Source organism: Pseudomaricurvus sp. ABR4_320, from assembly GCF_056159445.1.
In genome coordinates, this window is record NZ_JBSWVF010000004.1 from 544,259 (window position 1) to 566,294 (window position 22,036).

Annotated in this window: 20 protein-coding genes; 12 read left to right on the forward strand and 8 right to left on the reverse strand. The window is 47.1% G+C overall.

Features of this window, described 5'->3' with window-relative positions; all coding sequences use genetic code 11:
* Window positions 1-55 precede the first annotated feature (55 nt).
* The 5 genes from ACXAFR_RS11410 to ACXAFR_RS11430 all read right to left on the reverse strand — a co-directional run bounded on the left by ACXAFR_RS11410 (window position 56) and on the right by ACXAFR_RS11430 (window position 5,752).
* Entirely contained in the window at window positions 56-1,123 is a 1,068-nt protein-coding gene (locus tag ACXAFR_RS11410) for a hypothetical protein (protein ID WP_475176823.1), read from the reverse strand.
* A gap of 6 nt (window positions 1,124-1,129) precedes the next feature.
* Window positions 1,130-1,984, reverse strand: coding sequence for an ETEC_3214 domain-containing protein (locus tag ACXAFR_RS11415; protein ID WP_475176827.1), 855 nt, complete (start codon window positions 1,982-1,984; stop codon window positions 1,130-1,132).
* 71 nt (window positions 1,985-2,055) lie between these two features.
* On the reverse strand, window positions 2,056-3,525 hold the full coding sequence (locus ACXAFR_RS11420; protein ID WP_475176828.1) for a transglycosylase SLT domain-containing protein: 1,470 nt from the start codon (window positions 3,523-3,525) through the stop codon (window positions 2,056-2,058).
* Window positions 3,526-3,619: 94 nt separating this feature from the next.
* On the reverse strand, window positions 3,620-4,225 hold the full coding sequence (locus ACXAFR_RS11425; RefSeq protein ID WP_475176830.1) for a hypothetical protein: 606 nt from the start codon (window positions 4,223-4,225) through the stop codon (window positions 3,620-3,622).
* A 126-nt stretch (window positions 4,226-4,351) separates the two neighbouring features.
* Window positions 4,352-5,752, reverse strand: a complete 1,401-nt coding sequence (locus tag ACXAFR_RS11430) for a hypothetical protein (RefSeq protein WP_475176833.1) — start codon at window positions 5,750-5,752, stop codon at window positions 4,352-4,354.
* Window positions 5,753-6,225: 473 nt separating this feature from the next.
* On the opposite strand from ACXAFR_RS11430, the gene ACXAFR_RS11435 reads away from it, so the two are divergent.
* The 9 genes from ACXAFR_RS11435 to ACXAFR_RS11475 all read left to right on the forward strand — a co-directional run bounded on the left by ACXAFR_RS11435 (window position 6,226) and on the right by ACXAFR_RS11475 (window position 14,889).
* Window positions 6,226-7,038: a sigma-70 family RNA polymerase sigma factor gene (locus ACXAFR_RS11435; RefSeq protein WP_475176835.1), complete on the forward strand. Its 813-nt coding sequence runs from the start codon at window positions 6,226-6,228 to the stop codon at window positions 7,036-7,038.
* 99 nt (window positions 7,039-7,137) lie between these two features.
* Window positions 7,138-8,106: a hypothetical protein gene (locus ACXAFR_RS11440; RefSeq protein WP_475176837.1), complete on the forward strand. Its 969-nt coding sequence runs from the start codon at window positions 7,138-7,140 to the stop codon at window positions 8,104-8,106.
* A 28-nt stretch (window positions 8,107-8,134) separates the two neighbouring features.
* Window positions 8,135-8,965, forward strand: coding sequence for a hypothetical protein (locus tag ACXAFR_RS11445; protein WP_475176839.1), 831 nt, complete (start codon window positions 8,135-8,137; stop codon window positions 8,963-8,965).
* A 123-nt stretch (window positions 8,966-9,088) separates the two neighbouring features.
* A complete protein-coding gene (locus ACXAFR_RS11450; protein WP_475176841.1) occupies window positions 9,089-9,925 on the forward strand; it encodes an MlaE family ABC transporter permease in 837 nt (278 codons plus the stop codon).
* Complete coding sequence (locus tag ACXAFR_RS11455) at window positions 9,926-10,576, forward strand: ATP-binding cassette domain-containing protein (protein ID WP_475176843.1); 651 nt, start codon at window positions 9,926-9,928, stop codon at window positions 10,574-10,576.
* Window positions 10,573-11,532 carry an MlaD family protein gene (locus ACXAFR_RS11460; protein ID WP_475176847.1) on the forward strand — a complete coding sequence of 320 codons (960 nt, stop codon included), beginning with the start codon at window positions 10,573-10,575 and terminating at the stop codon, window positions 11,530-11,532. The genes ACXAFR_RS11455 and ACXAFR_RS11460 overlap by 4 nt, the downstream gene beginning before the upstream one ends.
* Window positions 11,533-11,608: 76 nt before the next feature.
* On the forward strand, window positions 11,609-12,631 hold the full coding sequence (locus tag ACXAFR_RS11465) for an LPP20 family lipoprotein (RefSeq protein WP_475176851.1): 1,023 nt from the start codon (window positions 11,609-11,611) through the stop codon (window positions 12,629-12,631).
* 25 nt (window positions 12,632-12,656) lie between these two features.
* Window positions 12,657-13,643, forward strand: a complete 987-nt coding sequence (locus ACXAFR_RS11470; RefSeq protein WP_475176853.1) for a hypothetical protein — start codon at window positions 12,657-12,659, stop codon at window positions 13,641-13,643.
* Between the two features lie 136 nt (window positions 13,644-13,779).
* A complete protein-coding gene (locus ACXAFR_RS11475) occupies window positions 13,780-14,889 on the forward strand; it encodes a hypothetical protein (RefSeq protein WP_475176855.1) in 1,110 nt (369 codons plus the stop codon).
* Between the two features lie 101 nt (window positions 14,890-14,990).
* Here ACXAFR_RS11475 and ACXAFR_RS11480 read toward each other — a convergent pair whose 3' ends face one another.
* Window positions 14,991-15,746 (reverse strand): FecR domain-containing protein, encoded by a 756-nt coding sequence (locus ACXAFR_RS11480; protein WP_475176857.1) that lies wholly within the window; start codon window positions 15,744-15,746, stop codon window positions 14,991-14,993.
* Between the two features lie 52 nt (window positions 15,747-15,798).
* A complete protein-coding gene (locus ACXAFR_RS11485) occupies window positions 15,799-16,896 on the reverse strand; it encodes a hypothetical protein (protein ID WP_475176860.1) in 1,098 nt (365 codons plus the stop codon).
* A gap of 254 nt (window positions 16,897-17,150) precedes the next feature.
* Between ACXAFR_RS11485 and ACXAFR_RS11490 the strand changes: the two genes are divergently transcribed.
* Both ACXAFR_RS11490 and ACXAFR_RS11495 read left to right on the forward strand, forming a co-directional pair.
* Window positions 17,151-17,699, forward strand: a complete 549-nt coding sequence (locus tag ACXAFR_RS11490; protein WP_475176863.1) for an HD domain-containing protein — start codon at window positions 17,151-17,153, stop codon at window positions 17,697-17,699.
* A 160-nt stretch (window positions 17,700-17,859) separates the two neighbouring features.
* The gene (locus ACXAFR_RS11495; protein WP_475176867.1) at window positions 17,860-19,536 is read left to right on the forward strand and encodes a lactonase family protein; all 1,677 of its coding nucleotides are present in this window, start codon (window positions 17,860-17,862) and stop codon (window positions 19,534-19,536) included.
* Between the two features lie 36 nt (window positions 19,537-19,572).
* Here ACXAFR_RS11495 and rrtA read toward each other — a convergent pair whose 3' ends face one another.
* A complete protein-coding gene (rrtA, locus tag ACXAFR_RS11500) occupies window positions 19,573-20,145 on the reverse strand; it encodes a rhombosortase (protein ID WP_475176869.1) in 573 nt (190 codons plus the stop codon).
* Between the two features lie 678 nt (window positions 20,146-20,823).
* Here rrtA and ACXAFR_RS11505 point away from each other — a divergent pair.
* Window positions 20,824-21,375: a hypothetical protein gene (locus ACXAFR_RS11505; protein WP_475176872.1), complete on the forward strand. Its 552-nt coding sequence runs from the start codon at window positions 20,824-20,826 to the stop codon at window positions 21,373-21,375.
* Window positions 21,376-22,036 lie beyond the last annotated feature (661 nt).

Consider the following 22,036-nt stretch of genomic DNA (forward strand, 5'->3'; position numbering starts at 1 on the left):
GCATTTCAAAAAGAGGATAATGTTTTCCCCTAGCACCTTTAACGATTGCGAGAATTCACATCGCGGCTACCCAAGCATAAACCTTCAGAAAACCATCGCTACCTGGAGCAAAGTGGATGCTTAACACCCGCGCTTTCAATTCTGTGTGGGTCGATTCTTTGGTGGTTGTTAATAAAATATAACCTTGATCGGTCGTCATCGTAAAGCTGTCATCAGAGACGTCGACGGATTTTTCAAAGGCTAATTCGGTGGCCGCACGGTGCAGAGCCAATTCTATTTGGTCTGATAGCAGCCCGCTGCCGGTTGGATTTTCTACGACACCAATGGCTCCATCAAATCCCAGGTGTTTTGGGTTTTCCAGCCATTCCAAATCATCTGCCGGTATATCAGCAGATCGAGTCAATTGGTCGCTCAAAACGACTCTTTGAAAGAGACTGCTTCCGGAGCGACATTGTTGGCTCACTTGGTAGGGCAGAGTCTCTCTCTCTCCCAGATCCACGTTGCTCTCCTGCATCAGGAGGGTTAGCCGTTGTCGAGAATACTGACTTTGTTGCAGCTCTTTTGCGGCGGTAACTTCGACGCCGTACAAATATTCTGCCTGCAGCAAAGCATTGCTGGTTGCCAGATCAAACTGTTTTGGGGTGCTCGTGGCACGGTAGCTGACACCGAGTATGCCGTTGGTGTTATTTTCAGCTGGATTGCAGAGCCAGCTTGGGTCGCAGGCGCTCAGGTCGCAGCGACTTGGTGTACACTGACGATCATCGACAGGTTGATAGGATGCGTAGGCGTAAAGGTAACCATCTTTACTGAAATGGGCAAAAAATACCGGTTTGCCCAACAGTTGATTGCGATTCAGTGAATCGACGAGCGTTTCAGGAGAGCAGGTCTGGCCTTGTTGGCGACAAAGCCCATCCAGAGCTCGGGCTTTGCCTAAATCCAGGGGACGATGACCTCCGGTGTACAGATCTCTAGCGACGCCCACCTGACCGCTTTGATGTATTGTGACCGGGTTTTCATACCAACAGGGTAGAGAGTCGGCGGCGTTTGTGGCGATACTTGTTGCGCCAGCGAAAATTGCCGCGATCATTGTTGTGTATTTTCTCTGTTGACGTCCGATTTCCATACCCGCTTAGCCACCAAAATAGCTGGTGAATTCGGCGCCCGTGAGCAAACTTTGCTGTATTAAGCTCAGCTCTAGGGTTCCCATGCCAAACAAGTTTGGAGGTAAGTTTGCTCGTAAGCGTTCTTGAGCCTCAAGCAAGTCTTCTGGGCTTCCTGTCACCTCGTCATTGTAGAGTTCAATCAGGAGTGGGCTGACGGCCGTTCCAGTCAGTGACACATTGCCAAGGTAATTCTGTACAAAGAGGCCGATTCGCCCGGTATCGAGGGATTCCAAGTAGTAGCTGGCTGTCGCGGAATGATCGACCATGTACAACTTGGGATTGGCAGGAAAGTTGGCATAAGTAGCTTTTTGTAGCTCCCAATTTTGTTCTGCACTGTCGATGATTTCTGGATTAAAGTCGTCCTGTAAAGGAATGACGGTATAGGCGGCGACGCGGCTGTCTTCGATGAAAATCGTCAGCAGAAATTTGTCATCGTAAAAATAATTTGCATCTATCGTGTCGGTTATCGATTTGGATATTTGGGGAACACCGAGTAAATCTTCTATATAAGACTCGGTATTGTTGATATGGATATTGGCGATGCGCTCGTATTCAACGGTATTGGTAAATCGGGAACGCAGCGAATCAATACCATCTTCAATTAATGTGACTGCTTCTGAGAATTGGCCAAGCGCCATAATGGTTGCCGCAACCGCAATAAACCATGTTCTAAAACTGCTCAGCACAAGGTTGTAACGGGAGTGTTTACTTAACTCCTCATCGACCTCTTCCTCCACCTCTCGCTCAATATGGTCGCGGATCTCTTGGGAGAGTTGTTCTGAATCGGAGTGTTTTCCCTGATCTTGCTTGGGTGAATTCATGGCTGGCAGTTCCTTGTCTCATAAAAGCCAACGCCGCGGAAGGTTCGCGGCGGTTAAATTTGGAGAGGTGCTTAGCTTTCGTACTTGGGCATTCTTGCAACGACCTTTTTCAGGTAGTTTTGAGTTTCCACATAAGGAAGATTATTGACCAGATGGTCGTAGACTTGTTCGGGTGACATTTGATTGATTTTTTCCAGAGCGGGTTTGAGTTTCATTGCTCCGGTAAACGCTTTTGCAACATTACCTGCGCCAGTGTTATATGCGGCAATCGAGCAATAAAGTCGGCTTTGAAGATCCTTGATACCTTTCAGGTAGCGAAAATACAAAATGTTCAGATAAGTGGTTCCTATCTCAATATTTTTATCCTGTGTATAGAGGTAAGAAGGAGACAGTATGCGACCTTTGCCGAACAATTGCTGTGTGGCATCCATCCCGGCAGAACCCGGTACAATTTGCATAAGTCCATAGGCGGGAATAGGGGATCTGGCCATGGGGTTGAAAGCAGATTCTGTTTCGATAATTGCAAACACCAGTTTTTGATCCAGCTTTGAATTCGTTGCAAATTTACCAACATCGGCGGCAACTAAGCGTGCACCCTTGGGGAGAGTATTGACCTGAGTATCGGCCATGGGGCGTGGTGTAACGCGGCGCGAGCGAGATGCTTCAGAACTCGATGGGGCGGGTGATGTCTCGCTTTCATTAGCTGTTGGCGGCGTTTTGGGTTGTGCCTCAACCTTTTTCGGGACTTCACGGGGCTCTGAGGATTGCGCGCTTCTCGCGTCTCGCTTTGCCTCTCGTATGTCTGAGTTGTCTTCTTCTGGTTCTGTGGGAGTGCTCATGGCAACGTGAACCGTCACTACTTTCTCACCTTTTTTATTGGTTGCGACAGTTTCCTTTTTCTCCGCGATCATCCTGTCGACAATTTTTTCAACATCTTGTGTTGACGGATCTTCTTTTTCGGAAACCAGTGGTAGAAGAATCGGTTTGGGTTCAACGTGAGCTGTTTCGATCAATTCCAGCTTTTCTGTGCTGCGTTTTTCTATCGCCTGAGCAACCGTGTCTTCCTCAAAGGCTTGAGCTTGGTTCTTCGTTAATAAGGTAATCAGCTGTTGCTTTAATTGAGTGTCGTCAACGGTATTTTTGCTGTCTAGTGTAGTGGTAATTTCTATGTTCTGTTGTTCAAAATCGACCCGGTTTTTGGTTTTTAGATCTTTGGAGTAGTCAACCCAGACTTTCTTTGTTGATGTTTCTGGCTTGTCCCACACTTGCTCAAGACGCTTCTGGTATTTTTCTGTTTCTTCTGCGGCTATTTTTTTGTAAGCCTCAAATTCCTCCATTAACTGCTTTTTGTACTGATCATATTCGTTCAGATGGCTTTTCTTCCAGGCTTCGAATTCAGCTTTCATATCTGCATCTGACGTCGAACTGTCGTCAAGCGCACTGTCCATTTCCGAAAATGGATCGTCCTGTTGAGAGAAAGGGGCGGCACTATAGCCGCTGAGTACTCCCGCCAGAGCACAATAGATCAGGGTCTTTTTCATGGGGTTTTACTGATGCACCGCGCAAGGGTGTCATTCCTCCGGTCGTTGAACTGGCGCACATCCTGCGCGCCAGCGTTTATTGGTCGCGTCGAAATCAGTTGCTCTGAAATTCTGCTTCCATCTCTTTTTGTGCTTTTTCAGCCAGAAAACGCTCGTACAAAACGGACTCGTTTTGAGGGGACACATTGGTGCCTGATTCGCTGATTAAATCGTTAAACAAAGTCTTGGTGACTTCAGGAGACATGGCCATCATGACGCAGAAGTTTTGAGTGTTGTCTGGCATAGTGACATAGCCCATTTTGATTGCGCGGCTACCGGCCAGGTTTTTCTCCGTAACCTGTTTAGAGACGGATTCGAATGAGCCGCCGACAGAAGATCCTTCTTTTGTATCTGAAAGGCGTTGATAGGTCTTGTCCATCGCTTTGACTTTAATGTCGATTTGTTTTGCCAGCTCGGCTCTACCTAGAGATGTGGCCTGAGATTTGAGGTAATTCATACCGACACCAGGATTGGCTGCCACACACTGGGTATCGGCAATGCCATTTTCAATGATGGGGTTCATAACCCAATCTGGAATTTCTGGTGTCATTGTCGCTTGCTGCTGGGGTTGTGGTGCCTGGGTGCCACAGGCAACAAGCCCGGTCGTGGCCAGTGCGGCGGTTAGCAATTTGACGGATTTTAGGGTGCTCTGAAAGTTCATTATCAATTCCTTGTGAAAGGTTACTGGTGGTTGTTGGCTTGGACGGACAAATTACGAAGACTGTTAGTTGATAGTCCTTGCGAAGCCCTTTTTATCGGATTATGTACTGGTCCGGCATTGGTTGTATCACTCGCTGGGAATCGCGATTACCTCAGGTTCTAAGTGAGCGAATTGAGGCATCGCCACACCGAGATTTGCTCCGATATAGGTCGGATCTGCAATCACATATTTGCGCCCTTTCATGGTCACAAATTGATCTGACGGTTGTATGTCAGTCGCGACGGCGAGTGCAACATGACCTGGATAGTCGAGTATGACAACGTCTTTCTGGAGCAAATTTCTCAATAACCATGCGAGAAAAATTGATCTGTCTTCGCAATCATTGATTCCGAAATACAAGCTTTCTTCGATCAGTAAATATTCTTCTCGTCCAAATTGCTGCTCATCAGTTTGGTAGTCGAACACGGATTGCGTAAAGTGCAGCAGAGCATTGATCGCGTCGCGATCGCTTTTTCCGGCAATCAGCGGCTGCAGTTCTTTTTTGAGCGAATTTGCTGTTGGAGCAGAGGGGCGGGCACGGAAATACCATTGCAGATCAACCTGCGGATAGGTACGAAGAAAATCGGTAGTGCCTGGATCATAGTCCAGCTCGATGGTTTTTTCTGGATAGGGTGCGTGGAGTTGGTAGCGAATGCTCGCATTGATTCCGGATGCTGTGATCGCCCGTTGGAAGCTGAATTCCAAAGGTTTCGATTGGGGTTGATACTGTTTGTCAGAGTAGGTGGTTACGGAAGCTACGGGAATATCTGGAAACAGGTAATATCTCGTGTCTCCAATCACATTGAAGCGCCGGGAATAAACCTTGTATTTGGCCGGTAGCATCAGCAACGTTTGACCTTTCGTGTATCCGACGCGGGCGTCGTACCCCAATTTATTCAGCAAGAACCAGCTATAGATGGTTTTTTGGCGACTGGAAAGGTGACGTTGGGTCAAGTACTTTTCGGCCAGCTGAATCGTTCCCCAGTCATCAAGGTCTAGTTGAGCGCGGGCTTCTTTTATAAAATCCAGAATGGGTTGGTTGTCCTGGCTACTGATGGCTTGCCAGGTTTGACTTACTCGGCTGCTGTTAAGTACTGAGAGATCTGGCCAGGCAATGTCTGGAAGCTTCGGCGACGATAGTTGATGGCCAAAGAAACCGGGAATAGAGATTTGCTCTGGTGCTGATACTCGGTTTATCGATTGCTCAGATGCCTGGGCTACGGCAAGATCATGATGAATGACAGGCACTTCGGCAGGTTTTGGTGAGTCGTCTCTGATTTCCCCAGTAAAGACCCGAAAGGCTTCCCACTCGGCTTCGAGAAATTGTACGAATTCTTTGTCGAATTCTGTTTGGTAATTCTGGAATTCAGCGTTTTGAGACGCTTGCCACTGTTCAAATTCATCGGTCTGGGCGATAGCGTCCGATACAAAAAGGCTCAGGTGTAGACCCAATAAAATAGAGCTCTGGCATAAATGACGAAGAGGCATAGCGATTAGCTGTGTCTCGTTGTATGCAGATGTAAGCTCGAGAATGAAATAGTGTGCATCAGTATCCTTACCAACAGTGGTGAAAATTGAAAGCCGCGCTGACGACGCCTAATCCGTGAGTTTTAAATGGGTGGACATTATGGCGCTTTTTGAGGTTCCGGCAAATTTTTTCTCTATTGACGTATCCCCAATATCAACGATCGTATTGTTGATTCACTGTCAAAGTGTAGAGTATGAGGCTAATGTGACCAATTTCACGCCTTTTTACTGGGCTTTTGCCGTTGGCAGGGTCGGTCGATACGTCTACAATCTACCGCTATTTTGAACGATCAACGTGGAGCGACTCTGAAAAGAGGGCACATAGAAAACAACCTTTGTGAGTTGTGATCGCAGTTGCCGATGCTGGTAGGCGCTCTATTTTGATGAGGATGCTGGTCTAGTGATGAAAAAATGACCAGAAATAAGGGTGTCGGGTGAGTGTAGATTGGGCGGCGTTGGTGTTCAGTGAGGCCTATTTTGAGCGTGTTTCACTGATTGCCAGAAAAAAATTTGTACTGGATGCTGCCGCGAGCGAAGAGGCAGTCACCTTTGTCATTACCAGTTTGGCGGCGGATGAGTGGAAGCGTTGTCAGTCGTTCAAGGGCAAAAGCGCTCCTGAGACTTTTCTGTATTCCTTGGCAACCAGCTTGGTCAATGACTATTTTCGTAAAATTTATGGCCGTCCCCGACCTCCAGTCTGGTTGCAGCGAAAGGGAGACCTTTGGGTTACTTTCTGGAAGGAGTTGTGTCTTTATAAAAAGTCTGTTCAGGAGGTTATTGACCGCCACACACAGACCGGTCGAGATGGATCGATATTGCAGGAAATTGTACGCGGAATAAAAAGCAAGCTGCCTTGGTGTGGTGTGTCTGACGCGCCTCTATCGCTGGATGACCCCGACCAAACAGGAGCAGGGATGTTACCTGGGGACGTCAGTGCCGAGGTTTACGAAGAGCGGGAAAGACAGGCTGACGCATTAAGTTTTGCCAGTTTACTGCTTGCGGGTGCCGAATCTGCAGTGGCAGGAGATGCTACTGATGTTTCCGAAGAAATATCTTTAAATTCAGAGGCTTGCGAGAAAATAAAAGCTCTTGATCTCAGCCCGGAAGAGCAAATTCTACTGAAAATGGTCTACTGTGACGCCTTGAGTCACACTGCGGTGGCGCAACGGCTGGGCGTTTCTAAAGCGGTTGTTGTCCGTCAAATTAAGGCAACCCTAAATAGGATACGGGAGTGCCTTGATGTCTAGTCTAATGTCTTTATATTTTATCCCTACAGGCTCAGGTCTGAGGCAAATCGCCGCCGAAAGTAGAGTTTCCGTGTAATGGCTGATGGGAATAGCAACACGATGAATGATCGTCTGGCCTTTGCGCTGAGTCAGCTGGCGCTGGACAGTCAGGACATATCGAACCTCGGGGCGGAGGTTTCCGCTGAGGAGTTGGCTCTGTTGGCGGAGGACTGGAATCATCCAGCTTTGAGTGCCGAGCGGCGCGATGAAATTTTACAGCAGATATTAGCCCACCCAAATGTTTACGAGCAGTGGCAGCTGCTGGCTGATGTCCTGCCCGAAATCAACCAATTGCCGTTGAAGTCAACAGACTCTGATACTGCCGATCATTCGGAAAAGAAACCAGAAAAGACCGCGTCATTGGCCGATCGATTCAGCTTATGGGTCGCTGGCTTTTGGCGACCACAGGTTGCCGTCGCGACATTTGCCAGCGCATTGTGTGTCTGGCTGGCGGTAGCGACCCAATCCCCTGAGCCAGATACCGCGAACGAACTGGCAATAAGCGAAGATTTGGCACCCAGCCTGGATGTGTACGAAGCAGAAGCGCCTGCACAAAAAGCGGCGCGCTCCTCGATTGCATCGTCTGAAACCCCGGAAGCGCCCGTTAGGGATGCTTCTATTGGTCAGTGGTTAAATTGTGCGCTGGGAACGGTGGGGCGTTTCAGCGCCGTGTGCTATAGCAAAACGGACGTTCGACAGCATTGGTTTTTACGTGAGCCCAGTGGAGCAGTTGAGGCAATTCAACCGCTATTACAGGCAGAGCGGGTCATTGGTGTACAGATTCAATCTGGGTTTTTGTTACTGGAGTTTGTTGCGGATGGCCAGTTCCAGCTTCAATTACGCACCATTGATGGTATTTCCGAAGATGGTCAATTGATGTCGAAAGAAATCTATCAAGACAAAACCCCGGAAGGGTATTTCGACAGCGTTAAGCTAGAGCCAAATCGTTTGATTTACAGTTTGGTCAAAGCCAATTCAGAGCCGGTTGAGAAAGTGTTCACCTTGCCTGATATTGAGTCTACTCCTTAGTTTAAAGACGAATTGATCCAGGTGTACGATGCCAAAACACTGCAAACAGTCGACAAACCCTGCCCTGGAAGTTAGTTTTCGCGCCATTCAAGTCGGTTTTATTTGTCTAGGACTTGTGGCGTGCAGTTCGTCCCCTGATTCACCGCCTAAAGCCGAAGCCTACGCAGATCGTGTGCACGCGTTGGATTTAGTGCTGCAGAAAGATGTGGCTGTTCAGTCCACTGCCAGGCTGGAGGAGTTGCTCAAGTATTTTCAGTCTATCGATGACCGAGAGAATCAATGGCAAGTCCATTATTTATTGGCGCAGTCGGCGGATCAGGCAGGTCAAAATAATGAGTCGGGGGCTTCATCATTAGCGCATGCCGAAGCTGCCTTGAATCTCGCCAAGTCGCTAGCCAGCGATGCCATGCTGTTTCAATCCTACCTAAGGATGGGGCAGCTAACCGGTGACCAGCAATATTTTTCTCAGGCGCTGGAATTCGCTGATGAAGACCGGGAAACTGCTTTAGCGCTGGTCATGTCGGGCCATAGCGAGCAGGCCGAAGAAAAAATCAGGTCGTTGGCTGCCGATGAGGATCCAAGGTTATTAGGCTTCCTTTACTATAATCTTGGCAAGCAGATGGAAAATATGGATTACCTGGATCGAGCCCGGGCGGAATATCAGCGGGGGGGGAGTGCCAGAGGCGTTATTGACAGTCTGTTTCTGCGTGCTCAACTGGAAGAGTCTCAAACAGAAGCTCGACGTTTTGCTGAGCGGGCATTACAAGCATCTCAGGCTGCGGAGCTGGCCTCTCAAGAGGCTGCTATTGAAGCCTGGCTAGATCGTCAGGAAGCAGATATCCGTCGTGCTACTCACTAACGGAATCACAGAACAAGGATCTGCCCAGTGAAACCTTCTTTTGTTAAGTTACACGATGTGGCGGTCAGTGATCAGCAGCCTCATAGTCGGCTATCGCATACTGAGTAGACTGGGAAAGCGCTCATGGACGACTCCAAGCAACCCATCAAGGCAGAGCCTCGGCCCTATGGAATTCTGAGGTTTGCCGAGCGGACAGGTTCAAGAGCTCGGGCAGCATTTTTAGCCTGCGCCGATGTCTGTGGCTTGATCACTCTGTCGTTGAGGCACAGTAGAGCATTGCTGACCGATGCACCTAAGCGGTCGGTGTTTCTCTTTCTCTTCAAGCGCCAGCTCTATAACACAGCCTACAAAGCCGCGAGCATTAATTGTATCGTCGCCATCCTGATAGGGGTTGGGTTGGCGGATCGCGGTGTTGCCTATTTGCAGAAGTTGGAGAATTTTGCCGACCTGTTTGTGGTCATGGTGGTGCGTGAAATCGGGCCTTTGATTTCAGGTGTCATTTTGATCGCGAGATCGGCAACTGCCGTGACGGCGGAGATTGGCTATCTGCAGCTTAATAACGAATTTCGGTTGATACGAGAGCAGGGGCTGAGTCCCTTCATTCTGTTTCTTTTGCCTGTCTTTTTTTCCTTCCCATTATCGCTTTTGCTAATGCTGGTGTACTTCAATGTTACCGCCGCCGTGAGTGCGTGGATATACGTTGAGGTTTTTACCTATCAATCCTGGGCATTTAATGATTATTTGTTTGCGATGACCGATGCGCTCAACCCTGTTGAGTTGTTTATTTTTGCAGCAAAGGCATTTTTTTGCGGTATTGTTATCGGACTTGTGAGCCTTTATTCAGGTTATCAGGTCGGTGATCGATTTACGGATATATCTCGGACAATTTCCAACAGTACGACCATTCAGTTGTTGCTGTTTTTTGTAATCAATATCGGCCTGTCTATCGTGGCTTATTAAATGTTACAACTCCATAACTTCAGTTTGGTCCTTAACTCGCGGATATTTTTTCGCGATGTAAATTGCCGCTTTTTGCCCGGTCGAATAACGGCGATCCGGAAAACTGGAGTTCTCGACGGTAGCTCAACCTTATTAAAGTGTTGCGCAGGTTTGGTAGAGCCCACTGATGGCGACGTTTTATTTAATGACATGCCTGTAGATTCTCTGAGTGAGGATGAACGATTTGCGACACTTTGTTATTGCTATGAGCAGGGTGGGTTGATCAGCTTGTTTACGGTTTACAACAACCTAGCGATGCCCCTTGTCTACCATCGAATCTGCGATACTGAAGAGGCTCATCAACGCATACATTTAGCGGCAGAGAAGTTGGGAGTAAGTGATTTATTGGAACTCGAACCTCATCAGCTGAACGACGTGCAGTTTCGTTTAGTCAATCTGGTCAGGGCTCTGGTGGTCGCTGCCGATGTTATCCTGACCGATGAGTTGCAGGCGGGTATGTCTCCTGCGATGTTAAATAATGTTGTTGATATTTTAACCAATGAGGCGGAAAAGGGGGTGACGATTGTGATGGTCACCACGTCTGGTGATGACGATGGCTTTGCGGACGAGCACTACCAAATTTCCAACACAGGATTGGAGTTGCTAACGTGAGTTTCTCCCGTTCAATATCCCGTGATATACGCAAGCAAGATCGACTGGTCGGACTCTTCCTGATTCTAGCAATGGCAATAGTAATCTATCTGCTGTTCATCAATTTCGTTTTTCACGCCAATAAGCGCAATTGGATTGAATTACATGCTGTATTACCAGAATCTTACGGATTAACTGCAGGAACCTTGATTGAGCTTTCTGGTGTTACCGTGGGAAATATTGAATCTGTAGAGCTGCAAGCGGATGCCAGTGTTGCTATTGAATTGGTCATCGACAATGAATTTGAGCAGCACCTGCGCACCGATAGCCAGCTCAGTATTGGCAGCCAAGTTGGGCTGGATACGGTCCTCGGTGGAGCATCGATGAAGCTAATACCAGGCAGTGCTGCGCAACTTCTAAGCTCGGGGGATACGGTAAAGATCGTGGCGCCCAAAAGTATGGGGCAGTACATGGAAGACTTGCGACTTGATGAATTGATGGCTCAGGCGCAAAGCATTGTTAGCAGTGTCGACACCCTGCTAGCGGGGCTAGCCGGAAGCAGTGACGATATCAGTGGCATACTGGCGAGCACCAGTGGATTGATGATAGAACTCACTGAAACAAGCAAACAATTGCCAGAATTACTGGCGACTTCTGATAAAATGTTAACGTCGCTGGATGCGACGCTACGGCAAGTGGAAACCAGCCAGCAGCAATTGCTGTTGCCGTTAGAGCAGATATTAACATCTTCTAACCAAACCTTGTTAACCCTGGACAATGTATTGGCAGAAACACAGCCAAGCCTTGCAAAGCTACCCAACCTTCTCGAGTCTTTGGATGGTGCGGCGATTTCCGCTGACCGCTTGACTCGACAACTGTCTAATCACTGGTTGCTGGGCGGGAATGGCCAAGAAATGCCTGTCGGCGGGGCCGGTTATGATGCATTACCAGCGGACGAGACGTTGTACAAACAATAGTAACCCGGCGGCATTGTCCGTCTAACAGAGTTACCCTGAGACTGCTGCCAGGGGGATGACATGGAGGATATGGCAAGTGAGCAAAAAGACTATTTGGAAGCACCTGGTGGGATATACGCTGACGTTACTATTAGCAACCTTATCCACGCAAAGTGTTGCACAGCTATCGCTGTTTGGCGGTAAAAAAGCCAAAGAGCCGCCCGATTGGTTTTTGAATCCACCGGCAAATACTGCATCTGATTTTTACGGCGTGGCGGCGGCGAATCAACTGGAGAAGGCTAAGGTTGATGCTTTGCTCGATGTAGCAGCCAACCTGGGTATACGGGTTGGCGATACCACCACGGTTAATTCTGAATTTAGTGACGGGGCAGGGAGCATGAGCTCGTCGAGTGAAACAACCGCTGTTGTAGGGGACACCCAATTCAGTCATTTTTCATACCTGAAGACGGAGCATGATCCCAAAACAAACACCTATTGGACGCTCGTCAAAGTCGACAAGGTGCGGATGCTGGCTGATACCAAATACCGCATCGATAGTTTAACGACAAAAATCGACAGTGAATTTACGAGTTTTGAACAGTCCTCGAATCTGGCTCAAGTCATGGCGACCGATAGCCTCTTGCAGTTACTGGATGAGTTGGATCGCCTGAGCAATACCCGTCGATATCTCGATACTGAGTTCAATCCTGAGCCTGTCCTCATGGATATTATGGCCAAAAAGGGCCGGCTTCGTACGGCGAAAGGTGACCTCAAAGTTGTGGTTCGATACGATCAGAACACCAAGCGACTGGCCCAGGGAATCGAACAGATGCTGTCCGCCAACAAGGTTAAAGTTGTCAGCAATGCCAATGCGTCCGGGGCAACGATTATATCCGTTACCAGCGATGTCAAAACAGATTCATTTGGCAAGGATCACATGGCTCTAATGAACGTCAAGCTGGAGTCTATCGACGATAAAGGCAATGTCCTTCTGTCTTCCAGTTTTGAACAAAATGGCGGTTCTCGAACCAGTGCAGATGCCGCCATCCAACAGGCGAATGAAAAACTAGCCGAACGCTTTAACGAAGAGGGGTTGTTGACCTCTCTTGGCTTCCAATAACGCTCTATACCAGTAAGGAAACACCATGATGAAGTTAAAAACCCTACTGCCAGCGATTGCTGTCGTTGCAGTTGCCGGCTGCCAAACCGTTGTCCCACTAACAAATATGCCAAAGCAAGACATCGGTAAAATTGAAGCCGCCGATGACTCCCGCTTTACTGTGATTATCACTGAAGTCAAAGCCGATGTTGGCACTCATGGAAACGACGTTGCCGGTGACATGAGTGGTCCTGCACGAACGGCTCTTGAAGCAACCATCGCAGAAAGTGGTGCCATCAATGTCAATGTTGATCGCACCATACGCGACCAACTCGATGAAGAGCTGCGTCGCATTGAAATGGGTGGAAGCTCGAACTACAAGATTCCAGAGGCGGCGAACTTAGCGATTAACGGTGCCTTTGATTCTGCCACCTTAACGAACTATTACTACGATGGTGGCGATGATGGCGCCCCGGTTTGTACCTATACGGCGCAGGTATCCGGTCGTGTTCAATCTTATTCAACAAACCCCATTGAGCAAAAGGTTGGCGTTAAACTGGACGGCACTAACGTGGTGACCAGCTCCGGAAGCTGTCGGACGTTATCCAGTAGTCAGCAGCAGAGTATGTATCTTTCTGCAATGCGCGATGCTATCGCTGGAGCGAAAGCAAAAATTAAATCCTTGATGGCCACCAAGGGTTATGTCCAGGCGGCTCGTATGGATCAGGGCAAAGGAAAAATGTACTACCGTCTATCAATTCCACCCGCATCTGGTGCGCAACCTGGCGTTTCAGTGAATTTTCTAGAAACACAAATGTTTGAGGGCAAAGAAGAAACCTATCCCTTTGCGGAAGGTAAAATCATTTGCTGGCGCGGTAAAGATACCGTTGCATGGGCCGAGCTCGTAGACGAGGGTGCAGAAGCGAATATTAAAGTGGGAACTCCCGTCCAGTTGAAATTTGAGAGTGGATTTATGAGTTCTTTAACTTCTGGAGTGCCTAGCCTCGAAGGCATGGTTGGTTGTAACCCTTAAGCCCTTGTAGGGTCACTACCGTTGACTCAATGAGTCAGCGGTAGCTCTTCTTCGGTATTTTCTGCCGATTCTTTATTGCTTTCTTAAACCGTCGTTGGCAGCCCTGGTTGCCAATCTACAGGGATCGTTTACCTCAATGAAAGACCTAGTTCGCACTTTTGGCGTGCCTTTAATGGGTATCGGCTTGGTTACCTGTCTTGCATTTCAAGTAAAGGCACAGGCTCCGGACGATTCATCATCTGTCTACGATGAGTCTGCGGAAGAGATTGACTTGGATGCAGACTTCGATGAGTCCGAGTGGGAGTCTATGGATGCGGAAGCGTCAGATGATGAGTTTGTTGAGTTAGATGCAGCGGACGGTGTGTTAGAGCTTTCCGGCGGAGTTGATGAAAGCCTCCAGCCCAAAGGTTCCTTTTATCGACTGAGTCCCTACTACTCTTCCGTTGGCCAAACCTGGTCGCTAACAGACGATGCATCGGTCAACGTCGTCGAGGCTGGAGAGTGGGAGGTATATGGTGATCTGCTTAAACAATCCCTAAGACCAGAATTTTTAACTATGGAGTTCAGCGTCTATCCCTTGCCGCTACTTGGCGTTGCGATCAAAGACAATTGGCCTGGTGCTTATGATGACCTGGATTTTGGCGATGACTCCAATCTGATTGAATCGGTCACTGCCGGCTTTGATGAACCCTATAGCGCGTCACTACTGCTAAGTAATATCAGCGTTTACAGCCCAGATGATGAGGGGGCTAGCGATGCGCCGAACGTGGGTTTTATGGGGTATCTGCTCAGTGTCGGTGGCCATCACATCTTCCGTAACGAGCTGATCAACGACGTTTGGTACGAACTCGAATGGAAGGCGAAAGGCAGTGTCAAACGTGATCTCGAAGCCTTTGATTGGGGAATGAGGCTGGGTATAAAAAATCACGAAAATGACGATATCACCGATACTTTGTATCTGGCTCTTGAAAGAAGTCAGGTTAGAGAGGGCGGGAGTCTTTTGTCGCTTTCGGAAAACACCGGCTATGAGTTGAGTTACATTGTCTCTCGGCACAATTTGGCGCCTGTTGAAGCCAGTGCCTTTATAACCCGCTATTTTCCTATAAAAGGCGAGTCTCGTTTTGTTCCCGCTCTGTCTATCGGTGTTGTGCAGCAGTGGCCTAGAAAATACAGTCGTGCTTTCCAAGCCGAATATGGCGAGGTGGACCGCACCGTTTTTGCCATTCGTCCTACCTTAAAGTTCTGATGTACCTTGTGGGAAGCTGATTTTGTGCGTGAGGTATTGGTAACGCCATCTAAAGGATGGCGTTTGTAGAGGAGAAGGTTTGTAGGTTTTCGTAGGGCGGGTTAGATGTCTTCTTCAAATGAGGGATCTTGTAACTCATCAAACAGACGAGCAACGCTTGTCGGGATGGGAACCTCTCGTAATTCTTCGCCCTTTAAAGAGATCCCTCGGTTTGGGGTGAGCTGATGTTCCTTTACGTAGCCGGCGAATTCTTCTTGCAGAGATTTCTTATAGGATTCGAATTCCTGCTGCTCAGTAGCTTTAAACTGCTCGAATTCTGACGCTTCTTTTGACCTATACAGTTTAAACGCCTCGCCGATGGGTTCGGCAAGAATATCACCCTCTTTCAGATAGACCGTCATCTCGTCATCGCTAGCGCCAGGTTCAATAGCGAACTGGGTACCGCGAATCCCGAGACGCGCCAGACGGGTACCCACCTGAAAAGCTCTTTGTGCGGGCTTACGTTTGGCGACAGAGAAGAGCACTCTGCCTTGGTGGATCTGTATTTTGCGATCATCGTACAAGGTGAGCCGTGCTTGATCTCGCATTAATAGTCGAGAACCATCGATCAATTTGATGTAAGCCTTTGCATGCGACTCACTTTCGATTTGATTGTTTGCAAAAATATAGTGCCGGCGGTCTTTCAGTGGTGTTCCCGATGTATCAGGGGTAGAGAATAGAATAACATCCCCTTGGTACTTTACGACCGCTCCAGAAGGGCGCTGTTGCGCAGCAATACTTTTGTTGGCGCCTGCTTGCAGAGCCGTTCCTAGTAATAGAGTCTGAGAAATAAAGTCTCGGCGGTTAATGTGTGGCATCCCTTTGCCTCCCAGTGAAGTGACTGACGTATCCTAACTCTTCCGCGAAGAACTATTGGCGAGCATAATGCACATCGACCGGAAACTTTTCAAAGGTATTTGCTTTTTCGTCGTGCAATAGAAGAAATAGCGAGGCATTTACGGTGCTCGATTCTGTATTTGGATCAGAGCTGATAGCAGGTAGGGTAGCGAGTATATTGACCGCGACACCTGGGCGAAAAGACGTGGTTGAGAATCGCCCTTTGTTAATTTGGTCTTCACACCATTCCATTTGATTATACAGCTTATAGCCGGAGCTACACAGGGTAATCCCTTGAAACTGACGAACATCCCGCTGTGAAAACATGTTGTTGGCGTTGTCGATTGCGCTGGCCTCAGGCCCCACCATAATGCCATAGATCGTGTTGTTCGTCGTATTGGTTAGAGAGATTCCAAGTACGATTTGATCCTGATTGTCCTTCGACTTTTCTCTGCGCATTGATAGAACTTGACCAATGATTTTACCATCCTGGGCTCCTGGGATTTCTTGAGCTGTTTGCCTGGCAACGGTGACAGGCTTTGTTTGCGCATTGGAAGGGATTGAAGTAGGCATGGATTGATGTTGGGTTTGCTGTATCTGGTTTATTTGTCCACGCAGTTGCTCGGACTGAGACTTACTTTGCGCCAGTTGTTGGCGCAACTGATCTATCTGTGTATTACGATCCTTCAATTGTTGATTTAAAGAACCAATTTGGCCCTCCAGTTGACTCGCATAGATGACAATTTCACCAGCGTTTTTGCGCGTTTCCGCTTCTTTGTCCGTAGCACCTTGCAGGCGGCTGTTCTCATTTCTTAAGCTGGTGAGTTGTTGTTGAAGGCTTGCGAGGCTCGCGGTCTGCTGTTTTTCTTGGGCTTGGTATTTGGTGAGCTCAGATTGAGCTGTATCCAGTTGTTGATTAAGTTCAGCAGATTTCCTTTGGCTATCTTTTAGTTGTCCCTGCAGCCCTTGTACCGTGATGGTGAGGGCTTGTTGCTCTTCAGCGGTGCAGCCATCAAGCTCGCTGTCCATTTCATCAAAGAGCTCATTTTTATTTGCTTGATCTTCAAATTGCGCGATGGCGCTGCTCGATGCGATGATGGCAGAGAAAAGTAGCAATCGGGGAAATTTCATATTGGTCGTCCTTAATCTATGGGGGTGGTTACAGAAGGCGAGATAACAGCTATAAAAGCCTGGTCGTCAATTTCCACTAAGACGGACAAATTGTTTGGGTGAACATTGTTTAGCGGTGCGAAAATTGGATGCTTGCCATCATTTTCTAGCAATTCAAAGAGAGTCACTCAGTGACGGATAATCGATGAACTGTCAGTGTTGATTAAGATAAAATCAGGACAAATATTTGAGGCTAGGATTCACGTGAGGTATATATGCCCGAGAAAGCGGAATTAACGGTGAGTCAAAAGGCAAAAAAATTTGCTCATGACGCCCATCAAAAGATAGATCAGCGCAGAAAATATACAGGTGAGCCCTATATCGTTCACCCTGCCGCCGTAGCAAAACTGGTCTCATCGGTCGTTGATGACGACAACATGATCGCTGCTGCCTGGCTGCATGATGTGGTTGAAGATACGCCAATGACACTGAAAGACATCGAACAGCACTTTGGGAACGACATCGCAGGCCTAGTAAGCGATCTGACGGATGTCTCGGTTCCGGAGCAGGGCAATCGCGCGGCTCGAAAAGCCATTGATAGGGCCCATACCGCTGCCGCAAGTCCACGGGCGAAAACAATAAAACTCGCAGATTTGATCGATAACACCCGCTCAATCACCGAGCATGATCCCCAGTTTGCACGAGTCTATATGGCGGAAAAGCGGTTGCTCCTGGAGATTCTTCAGGAAGGCGATTCAATTTTATATGAGCGTGCACAGTCGTTGGTCAATGACTATTTTTCTTCTCGCGCATCTGACAAATAGTTTTAGGCGCGAGGGCCTCCGCCACACTGACTGAGCTATCCATGAGTTGTCCGTCCAAGTCTCTTGGTCAAGACGCTTGCACTGAATATCGTCATTCAGGTTTCGACGAGCGACAGTCGCAGCGAATTGCCATAAATGGGACTTACCACGGATAGGAAACATGGTTGTAAAGAAAATTTCTCCACTCTTCTTGAGTACTGTATTGGCGTCGGCATCAACGCTGGCTCTGCCTTTGGCCCAGCATCAGGCTATCATCGATGATATCGATGGCAACAATTCATTGAGCTTCACCAAAGACATGGTATCAACTGTCGATGGGAAGTATATATACAGTGTTTCGTCTGTAGATCACGCAATTAATGTATTTGAACGGGGGGCTGATACTCATTTAAATCTTAAGTACGTTCTTGAAGAAGACTCTGCGGCGGATGTGGGTGTCCATAGCCCCTTTGATTTGCTTCTATCGCCAGATGAAAATTACGTCTACGTTCTCGGTTTAGATACCGACGGCGTTACCGATCAGCTGTTTGTTTACCAACGAGATCTATCAACGGGGTTGCTGACACAAATACAGGAATATTCGGGGAGGGGACTGGATTCTCCCGGAGCGATGACCATTTCTGATGATGGAAAGTTCATCTATGTCACCAGCATTAATAGTCATTCTGTTACGGTTTTGGCGACATCATCAAATGGAATGGTGTCAGAGGTTCAGTACATTACTGAAGTGTCGAAAGGTCTAACCAGCGGCTACCAATATGTGTCTTCAGTGGTCATTAGTCCGGATCAACAGCATGTCTATGTTGGATTGGAGCCCCACAGTGGCGAGGGTGCAATTGTCCATTTCAATCGAGATCAATCCTCAGGTGCGCTGTCGTATATCTCACAGGTCGACCATACGCTCCCGAATCTTGAGGATTTAGAGCGACCACGATCAATGGACGTTAGTCCAGATGGTAAATATCTCTATGCATTATCCGATAATATGATTTTTGAATTCTCAATTCAGGCATCGGGTGATCTAGGATTTGTTCGGTCAGTCATGGTTGATAATCCAGATTCCAAAGTGCAGCAGCTTTATTGGCTAAACAGCATTCAGCTCAGCGAGAATGGCCAATTGGCCTACATTACCGATAACGTCATAGACGCTATCATGGTTTATACCAGAGATTCTAATTCCGGCTCACTAAGCTATGTCGGAGCTGAGCTTCATGGCGTTGGGTCAGTTTCAGAAATCCGAGGTCCCGAAAGTGTTTATCTTGCATCGGGCAATCACTACGCCTACGTCGGATCAACCTATGGACTGACGGAGTTTACTATCGACACAGATATAGGTGTTTCCAGTCAGGTTACCCAAGGACAAAGTACGACTGATGTCGTGTACTCCCTCGTCAATAATGGTGAGGTAACCGCCCATAACATTGAGATATCAATTCTAGTAGGCGAAGGTGCGACGGTTCAGACGATCCTTCCCTATAATAGTGATACCGGTTGTGAGCAGCAGGGGCAGGTTGTCACCTGTCTGATTTCTAACCTGGATCCCACCGTTGAAGAGGGCATCACCCTTACATTAAGCAACGGCACAACTACTGGCTATAGCGTTTCTAGCTCAATTGCCTTGGCGGAAGTCGATACGAATTCGAGTAATGATTCAACAGAGGATACCATCGTCAATGAAGGATCAACGCCTGTTGCTGATGAGCCGGAAACGACAGAACCTGAGCCAGCGACAGAGAATACCGGCGGGGGTAGCGGTGGAGGTGGTAGCTCGTCTGTATTTTTCCTCGGCTTTCTTAGTATGCTGGGCTTTATAAAATACCGTCAAAAGCGGCTTTAAGTTAGAGGTAGGGCTCGCAATATCGAGTCCTACCCTTTAACGAGGTGGCAATCGTTTCTGCAAGGTTCGAAAAAAATAGTACCGATATAGCGCAATTAAACCAATTGTGAAAAATCCACCAATGGTGCCTGCTAAATGCGCTTCTGAAACGACGCGCATATTTCCCAAATAGTCTCTCACAGACACATCGCTGTTACATTCGACAACAATTTTGAGCAAGATACCGACCACTGTCGCTATCCCTAATAGCCTATTTGCTTTTAAATTGTTAAACGCACCAACGATCACTAATCCGTGTAATACACCTGAGAAACCTCTATACCAATGAAGTTCAGGAACAAATAAATAGAGAAACCCGCCAGTCATCAATGAGAGTGGGAAGAGTAGGCCCACAAAAGTGAGCTGGCTGAGGTTACTATAAAATATCCAATAAACCGCTACTAATGAAAGCGAATTCCATAGCAGGTGCTGCCAGGTAATATGAGTGAAATGGCAAGTGACCAATCGCCAGAGTTGACCTGCGGCAATGCCATCACGGTCGAAAGCAACTGCATATTGATGATGAGAGAAAAAGGTAAAAATCATTCCAAGGATCACAAGTATTATCACTAAGCGCTTTCTTTGAAATGAATGTAAAAAGTGAACCATAAGTAAATACTAAAAAATCAATAAAGGAAAAATTTCCTATCATAAACAGTGTATGTGTCTTCGCTGTCAGATCAAAGTATGAGCTGAACGTTTTTTTTGATGGAAAAACAAACATCAATTAAATAAGTATAGATATGTTAATTGAACCTTAATTTGCGCGTCTGATAATATACCGACAAGACTGTTGGTTATTAGTCATTCTCTTGAATAGTCAAAGTCATCGAGTCAGAAATTTTAGACGTGGAAAGCCTCGTATGTTCACAATGCCTCTTTACCTCTCATATGCATTGTCAAAGGATTTTAAAGTGAAGTGTGCTACGAACTCCTCGCTCATCCTGTAAAAACTCCTTGAGTCTCCTGGCGATATCTAAACGATGTAAATAAGGTGGTGCTAAGAAAAGCCATCATTATAAATCCATATCGTAGAGATATATCGCGACTTCAAGAGTTACGTATCGTTTTCCAAATGTGTCCGTCTAAAGAAGTGAATATGGAATGCTCATTATGCGAAGCGCATTTCATCAGGATGGTTGAGTCTCTCGAATCAAAGTGTTCGAGTGGCTGCGCATTAAAATGCTCTGATTTAAATTGGTCAGCTGGATCTAAAAAATTTATTTAAAAAGATATATGGGAGTTAACATGAAAGGTATCACTTTAATGATTGCAGCTGTTGTATTGGTGTCCGGCTGCACTTCGGCTGATCTTCAACGAGTAAAAAATGGTGCATTTTCTGGCGCTATGTCCACAGTGATGGGATCGACTGTTGGAGGTGCAGTTGCTGGCGGATCCAGCTCAGGCTCGGTTGGAAGCTCTGATACCTCTTACAGCATTGATAAAGAGAAAATTGCCTATTATAACGCGTCGAAAACATCACGGGACTATGGGCACATATCGATAACTAAAACGGAAAAAAATCCTCAGGGCCAGACTATGATCGTCTTGGAGGGTTGTAGTGATCCTAGGGTTGGCAATATGAAGTGTAATGGTGGCTTGTATGAAGTTACCGCAGAGGGATGGCTGGTAGACGACATTATATATTTCAACAGCAGTAATTTCCGTTCAGTCGTTATTCCCGCTGGAAACTACTATCTGAAAATTCAGAGCAATGGTGGTGGAACTGAAAGCTATGTAACTGGACAGCTAGAGATCAAGCCGTTCGTTTCCAATTATGTGGCTTTGGAGCTGGAATAGCTCAGAGATATGCATTTGATCTAATGGTCGACATTAAAATCTGAAAAACAAATAACGGACACAATTAAGAAAACATTTCTGCAAAAAAATAATCGTCTATAGATAATTTTGTCCGTCTAATGATTTAGGATGTCTCAATTACCAAGGATGGTGGCGGTTTCAAAAGACGAGTAGTTTACTGGTACTGCTTAATGGAACCTCAAGGATGATTGCCGGGCTAGGATGGCCCATATTTTTTTTAAATCAATAAGGAATATCTAAAATAAGGGAGTATTAGTGATATTGAGGAGCTGACCGTTACGCTGGTTGCCTTCGGTAGAAAAATCATGGCGCGCGGAAGGAATTGATTTTAGCGAATTGAAAGGCTTTTTAGACTATTTTCGCGTATATAAATATATAAATTTTGAGCGTTATGGAGAGACTCTAGCGCCGTCTTCGATACAGGGTGTTGTTATTCAGCCGATTTTTCGTTGGCAAGTCGATGACTACTAGGGAAGTGTTAAGCCTTACCGGGCTCTTTCTATCACATATAATAAAATTTCAGAGTTCATAACTGCCCCAGTATTTCATTACCTCAGCCAACAAGAAGCGAATGACGCTGCATTGGATTCCTGTCAAAAAAATAGATGAAAAATTCTGGAAAGCTTTGTCATTTAAATCA